The sequence below is a fragment of the Paraburkholderia steynii genome (genome assembly GCF_900100565.1).
Classification (GTDB): domain Bacteria; phylum Pseudomonadota; class Gammaproteobacteria; order Burkholderiales; family Burkholderiaceae; genus Paraburkholderia; species Paraburkholderia terrae.
In genome coordinates, this window is the sequence record NZ_FNDI01000006.1 from 269,945 (window position 1) to 285,635 (window position 15,691).

A 15,691-nucleotide genomic window follows, 5' to 3' on the forward strand; every position below is an offset into this window, starting at 1 on the left:
GCCCGGATCATTCAATGTTGCTTGCACTCAATTTCGACTGGCTGACCAATCTGCTCGCGATTCTTTTCGTGGTCGCGTGCCTGTACGACTCGCGCTACGACGAGTACGGCACGCTGACGCTCGCGTCGGGCGCGATGGGCCTCATCGTGATGGGCATCCAGGAGTTTCTCAGGCCCGCATTCGAAATGTCGCTTTGAACGCGGGCGTCGCTCGTGTCGGCGTGGCGCCGTTCGCCGCCTGAGAGCACATCATTTGTGTGCCGCTTCATGACAGCAGGCGCCCGTGCCCTGCTTCTCCTGCGCCAGTGTCTTGCCCGTCACGCCGTCTTCGTAGCTGTCGTGACGACGCAGCCAGCCCATCATCTTGTTCTCGTCCTCATCGCGGCCCTTCGGCACGAAATCGAGCAGCGTATAGGTGCCGATCAACGGCTCGCCGCCGCGACCATACGACGAGAACGTGCGAAAGATCTCGCCCTTGTCGTTCCGGTAAAACACGCTCATACCGGGCAGTTCGTCGCACGCATAGTCCTGCGTCTCGAAGTTGTAGACGACCTTCCCATGCGCTTCCTGCTCCGGCGTGAACGACACGTCGAAGTCGTAATTGAAGTCGCTGCCGAACGACGACACCCAAGGGAACTGCCATCCCATGCGTGTTTTGTACGCATCGATCTTCTCAAGCGGCGCGCGCGAAACGGCCACATACGTCACGTCGCGGTGCGCGAGATGCACGAGCGCGCCGTCGATGTGATCGGACAGGAACGAGCAGCCGGGACAGCCCTGCTCCCAATCCGGCCCAAGCATGAAGTGATAGACGATCAACTGGCTGCGTCCCGCGAACAGATCGGTAAGCGTCTTCGTGCCTTCGCGCGTATCGAACGTGTAGGTCTTGTCGATCTTCATCCACGGCAGCGCCTGACGCTTCTTCACGAGCGCGTCACGGGCGCGCGTAAAAGCCTTTTCTTCCGCGAGATGCGCGCGTTGCGCGGCCAGCCATGCTTCGCGTGAAACGATCTTGTGCTCTTCCATCTGCTCCTCCAGTTGCGCGACCGTATCGTTTATTGCAAGCGGTCGCAGCCTTCACGAGAAATAGCGTTCGAGTCCGTCGAGCGCTTCCGTCCATCCACCGCGATGTGCGTCGCGCGCGGCTTCATCGAAGAATTGTTCGTGCGTGAGCGTGAGCCATGTGCCGTCGCCATCGGCTTTCAGCGAAAACGTGACGATAGACTCACGTTCCGGTGTCGAGCGGAATGCCCAGCTATAGACGAGCTTTTCGTTGATTGCGACTTCGCGGAACAGACCGCTCACGTCATGCTCTTCGCCATCGTGCGCGCGCATGATCATGTGAAAGCGGCCACCCACTTTCAACTCCATCTCCGAGAGGATCACGTCACAGCCGCCGGGATGCAGCCACTTCACGATCTGCTGCGGGTCGGTCCACGCGCTGAAGACTTTTTCCGGGGACGCCTTGAGGTGTCGCTGGAGCGTGAGACTGGGGCGGGCGGACATGACGGCTCCTCCACATAGGCGGCCAATTGATCGAGTGCTTCGGACCAGAACTGCTGATAGCGCTGCAGCCATGACATGGCCTGTTCCATCGGCGCGGCGGACAGACGGCATGCGACTGTGCGGCCCGTCTTGGTGCGCGTGATGAGGCCCGCGTCGGCCAGCACGTCGAGGTGCTTCATGACCGCCGGCAGAGACATGGCGAATGGTTCTGCGAGTTTGGAGACTGATACGTCTCCTCTTTCCGATAGACGTGCGAGCAACGCGCGGCGGGTTGGGTCCGCTAACGCTGCGAAAGTGCGATCAAGGTCTTGTAACTTAACCATGAGGTTAAGTTTAGGTCGCTGGGGCGATGTGTCAAGGGTTTGGTTTTTTTTGCCGCTTCGCGGGAGGCGGGGTTTGCTGCGCATGCGGTTTGGTTTTTTTCCTTTGTCGCTGGCATCCGCGCTTTGTTAGCTTGCTTCACGCGCCGCCGGTCGGTGTTCTGGCCTTTGCACTGGCATCCGCGTTACGGTGTCTGCCGTTCAAGCGTCGCCCCTGTGCGGGGCGGCACCTACTTTTCTTTGCCGCCGCAAAGAAAAGTAGGCAAAAGAAAGCGGCTAACACCGCCAACATTTCTTCTTGCCTGAGGGCCCCCAAAGGGTCTTACGCTTCACACGGCAGCATTTCTGTTCGCGTTCGTTGCCAACGCTTCGAACGAGCGCCTCACCCGCTTCGAATACCCGTACTCGGGCAAACGGCAGCGAATGGTATGTGCCGCCCAGGTGGCAAACTGTGTGTAGGTTGTCGCGTCGTATAGCGTGGCGCTCTTACATGAACCGCCTGCGCTATCGGTCCGGAGCGAGGCGTTTGGAGCACTTGGGCCGACACACAGTTTGCCACCTGGGCGGCGGTGGACTATCTGGCTCGGCATACTGCAATGCAGGAGCGTGAAGCGGGTGATGCGCACCGCAAGAGCGCTGGCAACGAACGTGGGTCACGTGGTTGCCGTGCGAAGCGTAAGAACCTTTGGGGGCCCTCAGGCAAACACTAGCACTGGCGGTGTTAGCCGCTTTCTTTTGCCTACTTTTCTTTGCGGCGGCAAAGAAAAGTAGGTGCCGCCCCGCACAGGGGCGACGCGTGAACGGCAGACACCGTAACGCGGATGCCAGCGAAAAACCCAGCAAACCACCCAGCGTCGCAGACAACCAACGTCAGATCGCCCAACCCCCAAGATAAAACACAGCCAGCACAACAGCGATCAAGACCGTCCCGACATTGAGCTTGCGCCATTCCCCGCTAACAACACGCCCAATCACCAGCGTACAGAACCCAAGCATAATGCCCGTCACGATATTAGCCGTCAGCACGATAAAAACAGCACACACGAGGCCCGACATCGAATCGACCATATCATCCATATGCAGCTTGCTCACGCTGGAGAGCATCAGCAGCCCGACATACATCAAAGCAGGCGCAGTAGCATAAGAAGGCACGAGCGCGGCAAGCGGCGAGAAGAACATCACGACGAGAAACAGCAGCCCAACGACAGCAGCAGCCAGACCCGTCTTCGCGCCCGCAGCGACGCCAACTGTCGACTCGATATAAGCAGCAGCCGGCGCACCGCCCATAAAACCCGAGAAAATCGAGCTCAGCGAATCAGCCGTCAACGCACGGCCACCGTTGATAATTCGGCCATTCTCGTCAAGCTGCCCGGCCTGCCCGGCAACAGCGCGGATCGTCCCCGTCGCATCGAACACAGCCGTCATCACCAGCGCAAGCACGCTAGGCAGCACAGCAAGCGACAACGCGCCCTTGATATCCATCGCCCCGATCAGCGAAGCATGGCCCGGCGCACTCAACGAAGGCAGCGCGAACACACCATGAAACGCAACAGCGGGATCAAGCAGCAACGCAAGCGCCGAGATCGCGACGATCACGATCAAGATCGAGCCCGGCACACGACGGCGCACCAGACCGAAGATGGCGGCGAGCCCGCCCACCGACATCAGCACAGGCAACGACGTAATATGCCCCAGCGCGACGGGCAGCCCCGGCCCAGGATTCTTCACGACGAGGCCGACATCGTTCGCGGCAATCAGCAGCAGAAAGAGACCAATGCCGATCCCCGTCCCGTGCGCGACGCCCGCAGGCAAATTGCGCAGAATCCACGAGCGCACGCCCGTCACCGAAATCCCGGTGAACACGAGGCCCATCAGGAACACCGCGCCAAGCGCGACATTGGGCTGCAAGCCCTTGCCGAGCACGAGCCCGAACGCCGTGAAGGCCGTCAGCGAAATGGCACAGCCGATCGCAATGGGCAGGCGCGCCCAGATGCCCATCAGCAGCGAGCCGAATGCCGTCGTCAGGCACACGGCGACGAACACCGCGCTGGTGTCGAAGCCCGCCTTGCCGAACATGCCCGGCACGACAAACACGGAATAGACCATCGCGAGAAACGTCGTGACGCCAGCGATGATTTCCTGGCGTCCCGTGCTGCCGCGCGCGGTGATGTCGAAATAGCGGTCAATGAACGCCGCCGGCTGGTCGCGAGTGTTGTCGAATGCCTCGCTCCCGGCTTCCGCGATGCTCTGGGCCTGGGGTTCCATCATGATGAGTGCCTCCTTTATCAGCATGCCGAAACGGCTGCCGTCTCGGGCTCGCCGTCATCAGGTTCGTCTCGTTGAGTAGTAGATGTAGTGCGTGTTGCGCCTTCCGCATGGCGGGCAGGTGCGCATCGTCCTCGTTACGGCGGGTAATCCGTCGTTGGACGATCGAGTTACATCGCGTTCCGTTTTCACCAGTCCACGACCCACTTCACGCCGTTCTTTTTATGCTGAAACGAAGGTTAGGCGAATCCCAATATATCTCCCATCGCAATAAAAGCATGCCGCGCATGTCGCAATCCTTATATCGTTTGAGACACGGCAATGCGGGCTGCACACCCGGGTGTTAACACCTACGGTTGCAGCTCGCCTGGCGCGCGCGGGATGCCCTGCTGAAAGGGCTTTGAAGCCTGCGGCGGGCCTGTCCAACGCAGACAAAACAAAGGCCTTTCGACGTCACGGGTTAAACTCTCGGCAAACCATGCCTTTAACGCATTGCCGGCGAGGCTCTCGATGCCTGCATGAATCGCTGGATCGTCTTTTGCGACAGCACCTGCATCGTGCCCGCCGCCCTGGCCACGGAGTCCCACTTGATGATTGGCGGTTTCCTACGTCCAGCCTTCCGTCTTTTGCTGTTGGCCGTTTTTGCGGCCCTTGCCGCCATGATGTCGGGCTGCAGCCTGTTCGGCCCGACCGAGCAGCCGCCTGCGCCCATCACCGAAGCCACGGTGACGCCGCTCGTCGTTCCCGCCCTCGAGCCCGCCTCCGAGCCGGACCAGGCTGAGGCGCCTGAACCCAAGGAACCGAAGAAGCCGCGCCCGCCCGTCGTGCGCCCGCACAAGCCGGAGCCGCCGCCGCCCGTCGTCGCGCCCGCGCCGCCGCCTCCGCCGCCCGCTCCCGCGCCGATCATCGTGACCCGCACGCTCGATCGCAACACGACGCATGGCCTGCTCGACAGCGAAGTGCAGAAGCTCGACGGCAAGGTGATCGGCCGCGCCATCGACATGACGGCTGACGGCAGCGGCACGCCGCGCCAGATGATCGTCAACCTGCAGGGCTTTCTCGGCATTGGCGACCGCAAGGTCGGTTTTCCGTGGACTGCGTTCCGCTTCACGCCGAACGCGAAAGGCGCGCCCATCACGATCACGACTCCGCCGAACCAGCTAGCCGCGACCAACCGGCCGAAGCCGTCGGCTTCGCTCGCGACGCCGCTTGCGGCCGTGACAGCCGCGCCCGCGGTGCCGCCGGGGCAAATGGAACTGCTGGACGCGGACGTCGAGCGTCCGAACGGCGGCAAGGTGGGCCGCGTGATCGACGTGCTGGTCGACGTGAACGCGCAGCCGCAGGCTGTCGTGCTCGACGTCAGCGGCATCATCAGCCCCGATCGCCGCGCGATCGCCGCGAACTGGTCGGCGCTGCGCTTCGTCGCGAAGGACAAGACGCTGCGTCCGTTGATGGATCTCAATGACGCGCAGATCAAGGCGTCGCCCACTTACGAGGCAGATAAACCGATCCGCGCGGTCTCGCCCGCCCCTCCTCCGTCTCCCGTTCCCGCGTCCGCTCCTGCGCCCGCTACGACGGCTGGCCCTTCATCGTCCGCTGCGGCGGCCTCAACCGCACGCACTTCACGATGACGAGCCGTCTCATGGTCAACGCACGCAGTCTCCGCGCCCTCGACTGGCTCAACTTCTTCGTCGCCAACGTGCAGACGGGATTCGGGCCGTTCATCGCGTCATACCTCGCGTCGCACAAGTGGACGCAGGGCGAGATCGGACTCGCGCTTTCAGTCGGCACGATCAGCGCGATGGTGAGCCAGGTGCCTGGCGGCGCGGCCGTCGATGCGCTGCGCAACAAGAAAGGCGCTGCTGCCTGGGCGATCATCGCGATCATTCTCAGCGCCGTGCTGCTTGCGGCGAGCCCGACCGTGCTGCCCGTGATGGCCGCCGAGGTCTTTCACGGCTTTGCGAGCTGCATGCTCGTGCCGGCGATGGCGGCCATTTCGTTTGCGCTCGTCGGGCGACACGATCTGGGCGACCGGCTTGGGCGGAATGCGCGCTGGGCGTCGATTGGGAGCGCTGTCGCTGCGGGTCTGATGGGGCTGTTCGGCGAATATTTCTCGGCGCGCGCGGTGTTCTGGCTGACTGCCGTGCTTGCGGCGCCTGCGCTGTTTGCGTTGTCGATGATCATGATGCCGGAGCATCAGCCTCTGCCCGCGCACCAACCTGCGAAGAAGGAGCGCGACGACGCCGAAGAAAAGGAATCGATCTTCGAGTTGCTGCGCGACAAGCGGATGTTGATCTTTGCCGCCTGCGTCGTGCTGTTCCATTTGTCGAATGCGGCGATGCTCAATCTCGCGGCGGGTGAAGTGACGGCGGGTATGGGCGATAACGTGCAGCTTGTGATTGCTGCGTGCATTATCGTGCCGCAGGCGATTGTGGCGATGTTGTCGCCTTGGGTTGGGCGTACTGCAGAGCGCTGGGGACGCAGGCCAATTCTGCTGCTTGGGTTTTCTGCGCTGCCGGTGCGGGCTTTGCTGTTTGCTGGCGTTAGCAGCCCTTACCTGCTCGTGCCTGTGCAGATGCTCGACGGCATTAGCGCCGCTGTGTTCGGTGTGATGCTGCCTCTGATTGCTGCTGATGTTGCCGGCGACAAGGGGCGTTATAACCTCACCATTGGGCTGTTTGGCCTCGCGGCTGGGATTGGGGCGACGCTCTCTACTGCTGTTGCCGGGTTTGTCGCCGATCGCTTTGGCAATGCGGTTAGCTTTTTTGGGCTCGCCGGTGCGGGGGCGCTTGCTGTGTTGCTTGTGTGGGCGGCTATGCCTGAGACTCGCGATGCGAATGGAGATGTGCAGGAGAAGCCTGCACCCGCTGATGATGGGTCTTTGAAGCGGGCTAAGTGACGCGGTTTTTTTGGTCTTGCGACGCTGGGTGGGTTGCCGGTTTTTTCGCTGGCATTCGCGTCGTTTCTTCGCGCTTCACGCGTCGCCATTCGGTGTATTGGCCTTTGCGTCAGCATCCGCGCTTTGCCTTTTCGTTGGCATCCGCGATTTGTTAGCGTGCTTCACGCGTCGCCCCTGTGCGGGGCGGCACCTACTTTTCTTTGCCGCCGCAAAGAAAAGTAGGCAAAAGAAAGCGGCTAACACCGTCAATCCTTTTGTTTGCCTGAGGGCCCCCACAGGTTCCTACGCTTCACACGGTAACCTGCTTGTTCCGCGTTCGTTGCCAGCGCTCTTGCACTGCGCCTCACCCGCTTCACGCTCCCACGCTTCAGCATGCCTTGCCAGATAGTCCACCGCCGCCCAGGTGGCAAACTGTGTGTCTGCCCTAGGTGCTCCGCGCGCCTCACTTCGAACCGATAGCGCATGCGCTCCACCCTGTAAGAGCGCCAGGCTATACGACGCGACAACCTACACACAGTTTGCCACCTGGGCGGCACATACCATTCGCTGCCGCTGGCCCGAGTACGGGTATTCGAAGTGGGTGAGGCGTTTATTCAAAGCGTTGGCAACACGCGCCAACAGAGCCGTTGCCGTATGAAGCGTAGGAACCTGTGGGGGCCCTCAGGCAATGAGAAATGTTGGCGGTGTTAGCCGCTTTCTTTTGCCTACTTTTCTTTTCGGCGGCAAAGAAAAGTAGGTGCCGCCCCGCACAGGGGCGACGCCTGAAGCACGCTAACGAATCGCGGATGCCAGCGCAAGGACCAGAACAACCAAACCGCCCGCGCCACAAAGGCAAAACGCGGATACCAGCGCAAACACAAGCAAACCACCCAGCGTCGCAGACAAAAACAAAACCCTCAATCAATAGCCCGCCCAGCCGTCTCACGAACAAACGGCAACGCCAACAAAGAGACCAAACCACACCCAATCAGATACCAGGCCGGCGCAAGCGTATTCCCTGACAACTGAATAAGCCACGTAGCAAAGAACTGAGCAAAGCCACCAAAAATCGACACCCCAAGACAATAAACAATCGACATCCCGGTAGCGCGAATTTCGCGCGGAAACATCTCAGGCAGCATGACGATATTAGGCACAGCCGTAAACGCAACAAGCACACCGAGCACAGCAACAACTGAAAGCAAAACCGGCACCGTAGGCACAGCATTAATAACCATAAACGCAGGATAGACACCCGCGATCAACAGAACCCGCGAAACCCAAAGCACCCGCTTGCGCCCATACCGATCCGACAACGACCCAGCAAACGGCGAGCAGATCACCGTAACAAGAGCAGCCGTCCAGGAAGCCCACAACGCCAGCGACATCGGCATATGCAAGATCTTGATCGCATAAGTAGAAAGATAAAACAGCACGATATAGTTCGCGGCGGTGCCACCAATCGTCGTCACGACGCCCGTCACAATCGATCCCATATGGGTGCCGAAAATCTCGCGCACAGGCTTGGCAACCGTCGCAGCCTCGAGAGCAGGCGAATGATCTGAAGCCGCCGGCAACGGCAACGTTTCATCCAGATGCCGCCGGATGTACACGCCAATCGGCCCCATCGCCATACCGATCACAAACGGCACGCGCCAGCCCCAGCTTTCGAGCGCATGCGTCGACAGCATGGCGGCCAACGCGACGCCAAGCAGCGAACCAACCACTGTGTTCAAGCCCTGGCTCACGAACTGCCAGCTGCCATAAAAACCGCGCGTGCGGTCGCTGCCGTACTCCATCAACAGAGACGTCGACGCACCTATCTCGCCGCCCAGCGCAAACCCCTGAATCAGCCGCGCAAGAATCACAAGCACGGGCGCAGCAAGACCAATCGACGCATACGTCGGCGCGAACGCGATGATCGCCGAGCCCAACGTCATCAGCCACAGCGTCAGGCTCATCGCCGCCTTGCGGCCCGCGCGGTCCGCATACGCGCCGAGCACCACGCCGCCCACCGGCCGCATGATGAAGCCCACGCCAAACGTGCCGACCGCGAGCATCAGTTGCGCAAGCTGCCCTTCGACAGGAAAGTACAGCTTGCCGATGATCGTCGCGAAGAAGCTGTAGATCGTGAAGTCGAAGAACTCGAGGCCGTTGCCAAGCGTGATCGCAGCGATCGCTTTTGCGTGGCTCGCGCGCTGCGGCTGTGTACCGCTCGTTGAAACGCTGTCGTCCGACGTGGAAGTCGTTGCGGCTGTGTAAGTCATATCCGTCTCCCGGATGCGTCAGACGAGAAATGATTGCGCGAGTCGCACCCAATAAGCGGCGCCCGTCGCAAGGCAATCGTCGTTGAAGTCGTAGCCAGGGTTATGCACCATACAGCCGCCCTCGCCGTCCCCGTTACCGATGATCAGATATGCGCCCGCGCATTTTTCGAGCATGAACGCGAAGTCCTCGCTGCCCGTCAGCGGCTGCATGTTTTCAATCAGGCCATCGTCACCGACCCAGTCGCGCGCGACCTGCGTCGCGAATGCCGTCATCTGCGCATCGTTGACGAGCACGGGATAGCGGCGCTGATAGTCGACCTCGGCGCGCGCGTTGTACACCGATGCCTGCCCATGCACGACTTCCAGAATGCGCGTCTCCAGGTAGTCGCGGACTTCCGGCTTCAATGCGCGCACGGAGAGGCGCATCTCCGCCGTCTCCGGAATCACGTTGGGCGCCTCGCCCGCGTGAATCGCGCCGACCGTGATGATCGCCATATCGAGCGGCGCGACGTTGCGCGACACGATGGTCTGCAACGCCAGCACGATCTGCGCGCACACGACGACGGGATCGACGGCCTTGTGCGGCACCGCGCCGTGTCCGCCGCGCCCCGTCACCTTGATGATGACGGTATCCGACGACGCCATGAACGAACCCGGCAGAAAGCCGAACTTGCCCGTCGGATGACCCGGCATGTTGTGCATCGCGAACACGGCGTCGCACGGGAAGCGCTCGAACAGCCCGTCTTCGATCATTTTCTGCGCGCCGGCAAGGCCCTCTTCGGCGGGCTGGAAGATCAGGTTCAGCGTGCCGTCGAACGAACGTTCCTGCGCGAGATGCTTCGCCGCGGCGAGCAGCATCGCAGTGTGGCCGTCGTGGCCGCATGCGTGCATCTTGCCGGGCAGCTTGCTCGCGTACGGCAGGCCCGTCTGCTCGTGAATCGGCAGCGCGTCCATGTCGGCGCGCAGGCCGAGCTTGCGCGTACCGCTGCCTACTTTCAGTTGCCCGACGACACCCGTGCTGCCCAGCCCGCGCGTCACGGTGTAGCCCCACTCGGCGAGCTTGTCGGCGACCAGCTCGCCCGTCACGTGTTCTTCGTACGCAAGCTCCGGATGCGCATGGATGCGGCGTCGCAGCGCAATCATTTCTGCTTCGAGATCGGCGATGCCGGCGGGGATGACCATGGTATTCACGCTGCTGTCTCCATTGATGTCTGTGAACCCAGCATAGCCGCCCATTTTTTTGACGGGCAGGCGGGAAACGGTTACAGTGGCAACCAGTGGTTGTCACCCTCGATGCCACCTTTCATCCGCCCGACATGAAACTGCATCAACTCAGCACGCTGGCCGCGATCGCGGAGACAGGCAGCATCCGCGCAGCGGCGCGGCAACTGGGCTTGTCCCCTGCCGCCGTCACCAAGTCCGTGCGCGAACTTGAAGCGGATCTGCGCGCGCCGCTGGTGATACGCGGCACATCGGGCGTCGCGTTCACCGAATACGGACGCGCGCTCGTCGTGCATGCGCGGCTCGTGCTCGGTCAGCTCGCGCGCGCCGAGGCCGAGCTCGAAGCAATGCGTGGCGCGTCGGCGGGAAAACTCTCGGTGGGCGTCACGCCGTGGCTCGCGCTGACGTTTCTGCCCGAGACGGTCAACCGCTTCAAGCAGAAAATGCCCGACGTGCAGCTGGAATTCTTCGAAGGATTATTGGCCGTCGTGCAGCCGCGTCTGCGTGACGGCAGCCTCGACTTTTCGATCGGGCGGCCGCCGCCTGCGTCGCCGCAATCGGAGTTTCACAACGTGCCGCTTTTTTCGACGCATTCGGCCGTCGTCGCGCGACGCGGGCATCCGTTGGGCGAATGCCGTACGCTGCACGAACTGCAAGACGCTGAATGGGTGTTGAACTGGGACCCCGCGAGCCGCGAGTCGATGGCCGACAATCTGTTCCGCAAGCGCGGGATGAGGGTACCGCACACGATCCATCTCGCGCATTCATTTGCGATCGTGCTGGGCCTGCTTCAGCAGACGGATTTCCTCAGCATCTTTCCGTGGCCGCTCGTCGAGGTGAACATCGCGAAGGACAATCTGCGCGCGCTGCCGTTGGGCGAAGTGGTCGATGAGACGATCGTCAGCATCACGTCAAGGCGCGGCGTGCCTGTCAGTCCGGCGGCCGCGTGTTTTATCGAATGCCTGCGTGAAGTGATCGACGAAGGCGCGCGGTCGCAGGATGCCGACCGCCGCCGTCTGTTTCATTCGATCGAACTGCTTTTCTAGGGCTTATTTCCCGTATCCGACGACGCCCTTGATCTCCAGAAAGTCTTCGAGTCCGAACTCGCCGTACTCGCGTCCATTGCCCGACTGGCGATAGCCGCCAAACGGCGCTTCCGGCGAGTACTCCGCGTAATTCAAGTAGATCGTGCCTGTGCGCAGCCGCTTCGCGACGGCGCGCGCGCGTTCGAGCGACGCCGACTGAATATAGCCCGCGAGACCGTAGATGCTGTCGTTGGCCATCGCGACGGCTTCGTCTTCCGTGTCGTAGCCGAGAATCGACAGCACGGGTCCGAAGATTTCTTCGCGTGCGATCGTCATGTCGTGCTCCACGTGGCCGAATACGGTCGGGCGCACATAGTAGCCTTCGCCCAGGCCTTCGGGACGTCCGGGGCCGCCCGCTGCGAGCACGGCGCCTTCGCGTACGCCTGCATCGATCATCGACTGGATCTTGTCGAACTGCTGCTGGCTGATCACAGGGCCCATATCGCTCGACGGCGCGTCCGCCGGACCGACCACAAGCGCATCGGCCACTTCCTTCGCATAGGCCAACGCTTCGTCCATCCGCGCGCGCGGCACGAACATGCGCGTGGGCGCGTCGCACGATTGCCCGCTGTTATCGAAGCATGCGCGCGCGCCACGCGTGACGGCATCGCGCAGATCCGCATCTTCGAGAATCAGGTTCGCGGACTTGCCGCCCAGTTCCTGATGCACGCGCTTGACGGTATCAGCGGCGGCTTTTGCGACTTGCACGCCTGCGCGCGTCGATCCAGTGAACGACATCATGTCGATGTCCTTGTGACGCGACATGGCATCGCCCACCACCTGCCCTTCGCCGTTGACGAGATTGAACACGCCTGCGGGCACGCCTGCTTCATGCAGGATTTCCGCGTAGAGCATCGCGCTCATCGGGGCGAGTTCGGATGGCTTCAGTACCATCGTGCAACCTGCTGCGAGTGCGGGCGCGACTTTCGTCGTGATCTGCAACGCGGGCCAGTTCCACGGCGTGATGAGGCCGCATACGCCGACGGGCTCCTTGCGGATCAGCATGCTGCCTTTTAGCTGCTCGAAGTCGAAATGCTGCAGCGTGCGGATCATCGTTTCCAGATGTGCGGTGCCTGTCCATGCCTGGGCGTCGTGGGCGAACTGTTTTGGTGCGCCCATTTCGCGGCTGATTGCATCGACCATGTCGTCGTAGCGCTTGCGATAGACCTCGAGGATCGCTTGCAGCAGATCGATGCGCTGTTGCACCGTGGTTTCCGAGTACGAGGCGAATGCTTTTTTGGCAGCCGCTACTGCGAGATCGACGTCGCCCGCACTGCCCAGCGAAATCGTTGCGAATGGTTTAGCCGTGGATGGGTCGATTACGTCGAGTGTTTTGGGTTCGATCGGATCGATCCATTTTCCGTCGATATAGAACTGCGTGGCGTGCTGCATGATGTTTTCCTCTAATTGGTCCGATACGTTACATCGACTGTTCTCGAACTACATGTCTTCAAATCGAAATTCATTGGCGAGCGTGTTTGGCTCAGACTCGCGGTTCCCAATCAACCCGCTTTGATCTGCGAATCATTCTGGAGACTTTGACATGAGCAACATTACCTTTACCCGTATCGATGTGAAGGGCCCGGGCGCGACTGGCCTGCAGCCGGCGCTGCATGATCCCGCTGATGTGATTCTCGACGGCGCTAAAGCGCCGCATGCGGCGACTGCTTTTTCTGATGCTGAGAATTTGCTCACCGCTGGGGTTTGGCAGTGCGACGCCGGGACGCTCAAGTTGTCTGATCTGCCGATTCATGAAGTCTGTGTGCTGATTGAAGGCGAAGTCGTAATCACCAGCGATGATGGGCGTTCCGATCACTATAGGGCTGGTGATGCTTTTATTCTTCACAAGGGCTTCTCGGGTACCTGGCATATGCCTGTTGCTACTAAGAAGTACAGTGTTGTTTATTGTGGGTGAGGTTCTGGGTTAAACCGGCCGCGCGGTTTGTGCGCGGCTTTTTTTTGCTTGCTGTTAGGGTGGGATTCGGGCCTTTGCGCTGGCATCCGCGACTTGTTATCTAGCTTCACGCGTCGCCCCTGTGCGGGGCGGCACCTACTTTTCTTTGCCGCCGCAAAGAAAAGTAGGCAAAAGAAAGCGGCTCACACCGCCAACATTTCTTCCTGCCTGAGGGACCCCAAAGGGTCTTACGCTTCACACGGCAACCACGTGGCCTACATTCGTTGCCAACGCTCTTGCGCTGCGCCTCACCCGCTTCACGCGCCCGCGCTGCATCATGCCTTGCGAGATAGTCCACCGCCGCCCAGGTGGCAAACTGTGTGTAGGCCGTAGTGCCTCGCGCGCCTCACTTCGGACCGATAGCGCATGCGTTCCACCATGTAAGAGCGCCACGCTATACGGCGCGACAACCTACACGCAGTTTGCCACCTGGGCGGCACATACCATTCGCTGCCGCTTGCCCGAGTACGGGTATTCGAAGCGGGTGAGGCGTTAATTCGAAGCGTTGGCAACGAGCACCAACCAGGGCACTGCCGTGTGAAGTGTGGGACCGATTGGGGGCCCTCAGGCAAACACTAGAACTGGCGGTGTGAGCCGCTTTCTTTTGCCTACTTTTCTTTGCGGCGGCAAAGAAAAGTAGGTGCCGCCCCGCACAGGGGCGACGCCTGAAGCACGCTAACAAATCGCGGATGCCAGCGCAAAGGCCAGAACAACCAAACCGACCACGCCACGAAGGCAAAACGCGGATGCCAGCGCAAAACCAAAGCAAACCACCCGACGTCGCAAGACAAAAAAAACCTACATCGGAAACCCAAGCGCCTTAATGGAATTAATCCACCACCTTCTCCATCCACCTCGATCATCCGCCCCATCAAAAGCATTAAAAGTGATCTTGGCGGCGATCCACCGCACAGGCTCTGGCGGAATATACGAAGGCCCCTTCCGCGAGATATCAAGCGAAGTGATCAACGTATCGCGATTCCACAGCATCTCAAGCCCCATCCTCGCGCCGAACCGGCTCCCGGCAACGCCAAACCCGGTATACCCAGCAACGAACACAGTCTTCCCACCGTGATACTTGCGCGCAAAAACAGCCCCGCGAGAACAGTAATCAATCGGCCCACCCCACGCATGCGTAAACTTCACATCATCCAACTGCGGGAACGTCCGATAAAAAGCCTCAGCGAGTTTGTAATAAGTGCGCTCATCGCGATCCTGCGCAGGATTATTATCGCCACCAAAGTGATAACTAACACGCCCGCCAAAAATGATCCGATTGTCCTTCGTGAGACGAAAATAATTGAGCTGCGTACGCGTGTCATACACGCCCTGGCGGTTCTTCCAGCCAATACGCGCCATTTGCTCGTCGGTCAGCGGACTCGTCGCGACGATGTGATCACGCACCTGCATCACCCGCCGGTTGATATCCGACACACCGACATTCGCAGTACCCGTGCCGAGCAACACACGCGGCGTATCAATCCGCCCCGCCTGCGTATGCACGATCATCTTCTTGCCAGCATCTTCAAGACGCGTCAACGGCGAATGCTCATACAGCCGCACGCCAAGTTTCAAGGCAGCCGCCTTGAGCCCCCAAGCAAGCTTCGCCGGATGAATCGTCCCGCTACGATTGCGCGACCACATCGCACCTGCAAACAATGGCGAATCCAGTTGCTCGCGAGCCTTCGCACTATCGAGCAACACCACGTCATGACCATGCGACACATGCAGTTCGAAGTCATTCTGCAAATGGTCAAGATGCTTCTCGTCGACGGCCACTGTCATTTCGCCGTTCCATTCGACATCAGCTTCGATGCCATAACGCACGAGCGATTCCTTGAACCCGTCGAGATTCTCCTGGCCCAGACGCTCGAGCACATCGAGATCTTTCGGGAAGACACGCGTCGCGTTCGGCAACCCGTGCATCACGGACGTCGAAATAATCCCGCCCGGACGGCCCGACGCACCATATGCAATCTTGCCCGCTTCGATCAGCACGACGTCCAGACGAGGATCGTTCTCCTTCGCCTGAATCGCTGCCCACAAACCCGTAAAGCCGCCGCCGATAATCACGAGATCGGCCGTGGTCGGCCCGATCAGCTCGCGTTCGACGGCAGGCGCCGCCGGATTATCCAGCCAGAACGGAAACAGCTTGACACCTTCGAATGCGCGTTTGACCGACTCGCTCATCTTCTC

At 60.7% G+C, this 15,691-nt stretch carries 12 protein-coding genes and 1 pseudogene; 5 read left to right on the forward strand and 8 right to left on the reverse strand.

Annotation, left to right across the window (positions count from 1 at the left end; genetic code table 11):
* Window positions 1–14 precede the first annotated feature (14 nt).
* Complete coding sequence (locus BLT65_RS13830) at window positions 15–197, forward strand: hypothetical protein (RefSeq protein WP_007750066.1); 183 nt, start codon at window positions 15–17, stop codon at window positions 195–197.
* 51 nt (window positions 198–248) lie between these two features.
* Here BLT65_RS13830 and BLT65_RS13835 read toward each other — a convergent pair whose 3' ends face one another.
* The 4 genes and pseudogenes from BLT65_RS13835 to BLT65_RS13850 all read right to left on the reverse strand — a co-directional run.
* On the reverse strand, window positions 249–1,025 hold the full coding sequence (locus BLT65_RS13835; RefSeq protein ID WP_091778444.1) for a DUF899 domain-containing protein: 777 nt from the start codon (window positions 1,023–1,025) through the stop codon (window positions 249–251).
* Between the two features lie 51 nt (window positions 1,026–1,076).
* On the reverse strand, window positions 1,077–1,505 hold the full coding sequence (locus BLT65_RS13840) for an SRPBCC family protein (protein ID WP_091778446.1): 429 nt from the start codon (window positions 1,503–1,505) through the stop codon (window positions 1,077–1,079).
* The gene (locus tag BLT65_RS13845; RefSeq protein WP_341865831.1) at window positions 1,412–1,912 is read right to left on the reverse strand and encodes an ArsR/SmtB family transcription factor; all 501 of its coding nucleotides are present in this window, start codon (window positions 1,910–1,912) and stop codon (window positions 1,412–1,414) included. The genes BLT65_RS13840 and BLT65_RS13845 overlap by 94 nt, the downstream gene beginning before the upstream one ends.
* 783 nt (window positions 1,913–2,695) lie before the next feature.
* Window positions 2,696–4,012 (reverse strand): annotated as a pseudogene (locus tag BLT65_RS13850) (NCS2 family permease); the annotation flags it as partial.
* Window positions 4,013–4,680: 668 nt separating this feature from the next.
* Here BLT65_RS13850 and BLT65_RS13855 point away from each other — a divergent pair.
* Window positions 4,681–5,721, forward strand: a complete 1,041-nt coding sequence (locus tag BLT65_RS13855) for a hypothetical protein (RefSeq protein ID WP_042308508.1) — start codon at window positions 4,681–4,683, stop codon at window positions 5,719–5,721.
* A complete protein-coding gene (locus BLT65_RS13860; protein ID WP_091778448.1) occupies window positions 5,718–6,989 on the forward strand; it encodes an MFS transporter in 1,272 nt (423 codons plus the stop codon). Before BLT65_RS13855 ends, BLT65_RS13860 begins: the two co-directional genes overlap by 4 nt.
* Window positions 6,990–7,885: 896 nt before the next feature.
* Here BLT65_RS13860 and BLT65_RS13865 read toward each other — a convergent pair.
* Both BLT65_RS13865 and BLT65_RS13870 read right to left on the reverse strand, forming a co-directional pair.
* Window positions 7,886–9,235 (reverse strand): MFS transporter, encoded by a 1,350-nt coding sequence (locus BLT65_RS13865; protein ID WP_091778450.1) that lies wholly within the window; start codon window positions 9,233–9,235, stop codon window positions 7,886–7,888.
* An 18-nt stretch (window positions 9,236–9,253) separates the two neighbouring features.
* A complete protein-coding gene (locus BLT65_RS13870) occupies window positions 9,254–10,426 on the reverse strand; it encodes a M20 aminoacylase family protein (protein ID WP_091778615.1) in 1,173 nt (390 codons plus the stop codon).
* Between the two features lie 125 nt (window positions 10,427–10,551).
* Here BLT65_RS13870 and BLT65_RS13875 point away from each other — a divergent pair, with 125 nt between their 5' ends.
* On the forward strand, window positions 10,552–11,502 hold the full coding sequence (locus tag BLT65_RS13875; protein WP_042308322.1) for a LysR substrate-binding domain-containing protein: 951 nt from the start codon (window positions 10,552–10,554) through the stop codon (window positions 11,500–11,502).
* A gap of 3 nt (window positions 11,503–11,505) precedes the next feature.
* On the opposite strand, the gene BLT65_RS13880 is transcribed toward BLT65_RS13875, so the two are convergent.
* The gene (locus tag BLT65_RS13880) at window positions 11,506–12,933 is read right to left on the reverse strand and encodes an aldehyde dehydrogenase family protein (protein ID WP_091778452.1); all 1,428 of its coding nucleotides are present in this window, start codon (window positions 12,931–12,933) and stop codon (window positions 11,506–11,508) included.
* 151 nt (window positions 12,934–13,084) lie between these two features.
* Between BLT65_RS13880 and BLT65_RS13885 the strand changes: the two genes are divergently transcribed.
* Window positions 13,085–13,456, forward strand: coding sequence for a cupin domain-containing protein (locus BLT65_RS13885; RefSeq protein WP_042308316.1), 372 nt, complete (start codon window positions 13,085–13,087; stop codon window positions 13,454–13,456).
* Between the two features lie 837 nt (window positions 13,457–14,293).
* Here the strand turns inward: BLT65_RS13885 and BLT65_RS13890 are convergent.
* The gene (locus tag BLT65_RS13890) at window positions 14,294–15,685 is read right to left on the reverse strand and encodes an NAD(P)/FAD-dependent oxidoreductase (protein ID WP_091778454.1); all 1,392 of its coding nucleotides are present in this window, start codon (window positions 15,683–15,685) and stop codon (window positions 14,294–14,296) included.
* Between the last annotated feature and the right edge of the window lie 6 nt (window positions 15,686–15,691).

Bases quoted from the DNA above. Each gene is read 5' to 3' on its own strand.
- BLT65_RS13830 (WP_007750066.1), top strand. From the start codon at position 15: ATGTTGCTTGCACTCAATTTCGACTGGCTGACCAATCTGCTCGCGATT.
- BLT65_RS13835 (WP_091778444.1), bottom strand. From the start codon at position 1,025: ATGGAAGAGCACAAGATCGTTTCACGCGAAGCATGGCTGGCCGCGCAA.
- BLT65_RS13840 (WP_091778446.1), bottom strand. From the start codon at position 1,505: ATGTCCGCCCGCCCCAGTCTCACGCTCCAGCGACACCTCAAGGCGTCC.
- BLT65_RS13845 (WP_341865831.1), bottom strand. From the start codon at position 1,912: ATGCGCAGCAAACCCCGCCTCCCGCGAAGCGGCAAAAAAAACCAAACC.
- BLT65_RS13855 (WP_042308508.1), top strand. From the start codon at position 4,681: ATGATTGGCGGTTTCCTACGTCCAGCCTTCCGTCTTTTGCTGTTGGCC.
- BLT65_RS13860 (WP_091778448.1), top strand. From the start codon at position 5,718: ATGACGAGCCGTCTCATGGTCAACGCACGCAGTCTCCGCGCCCTCGAC.
- BLT65_RS13865 (WP_091778450.1), bottom strand. From the start codon at position 9,235: ATGACTTACACAGCCGCAACGACTTCCACGTCGGACGACAGCGTTTCA.
- BLT65_RS13875 (WP_042308322.1), top strand. From the start codon at position 10,552: ATGAAACTGCATCAACTCAGCACGCTGGCCGCGATCGCGGAGACAGGC.
- BLT65_RS13880 (WP_091778452.1), bottom strand. From the start codon at position 12,933: ATGCAGCACGCCACGCAGTTCTATATCGACGGAAAATGGATCGATCCG.
- BLT65_RS13885 (WP_042308316.1), top strand. From the start codon at position 13,085: ATGAGCAACATTACCTTTACCCGTATCGATGTGAAGGGCCCGGGCGCG.
- BLT65_RS13890 (WP_091778454.1), bottom strand. From the start codon at position 15,685: ATGAGCGAGTCGGTCAAACGCGCATTCGAAGGTGTCAAGCTGTTTCCG.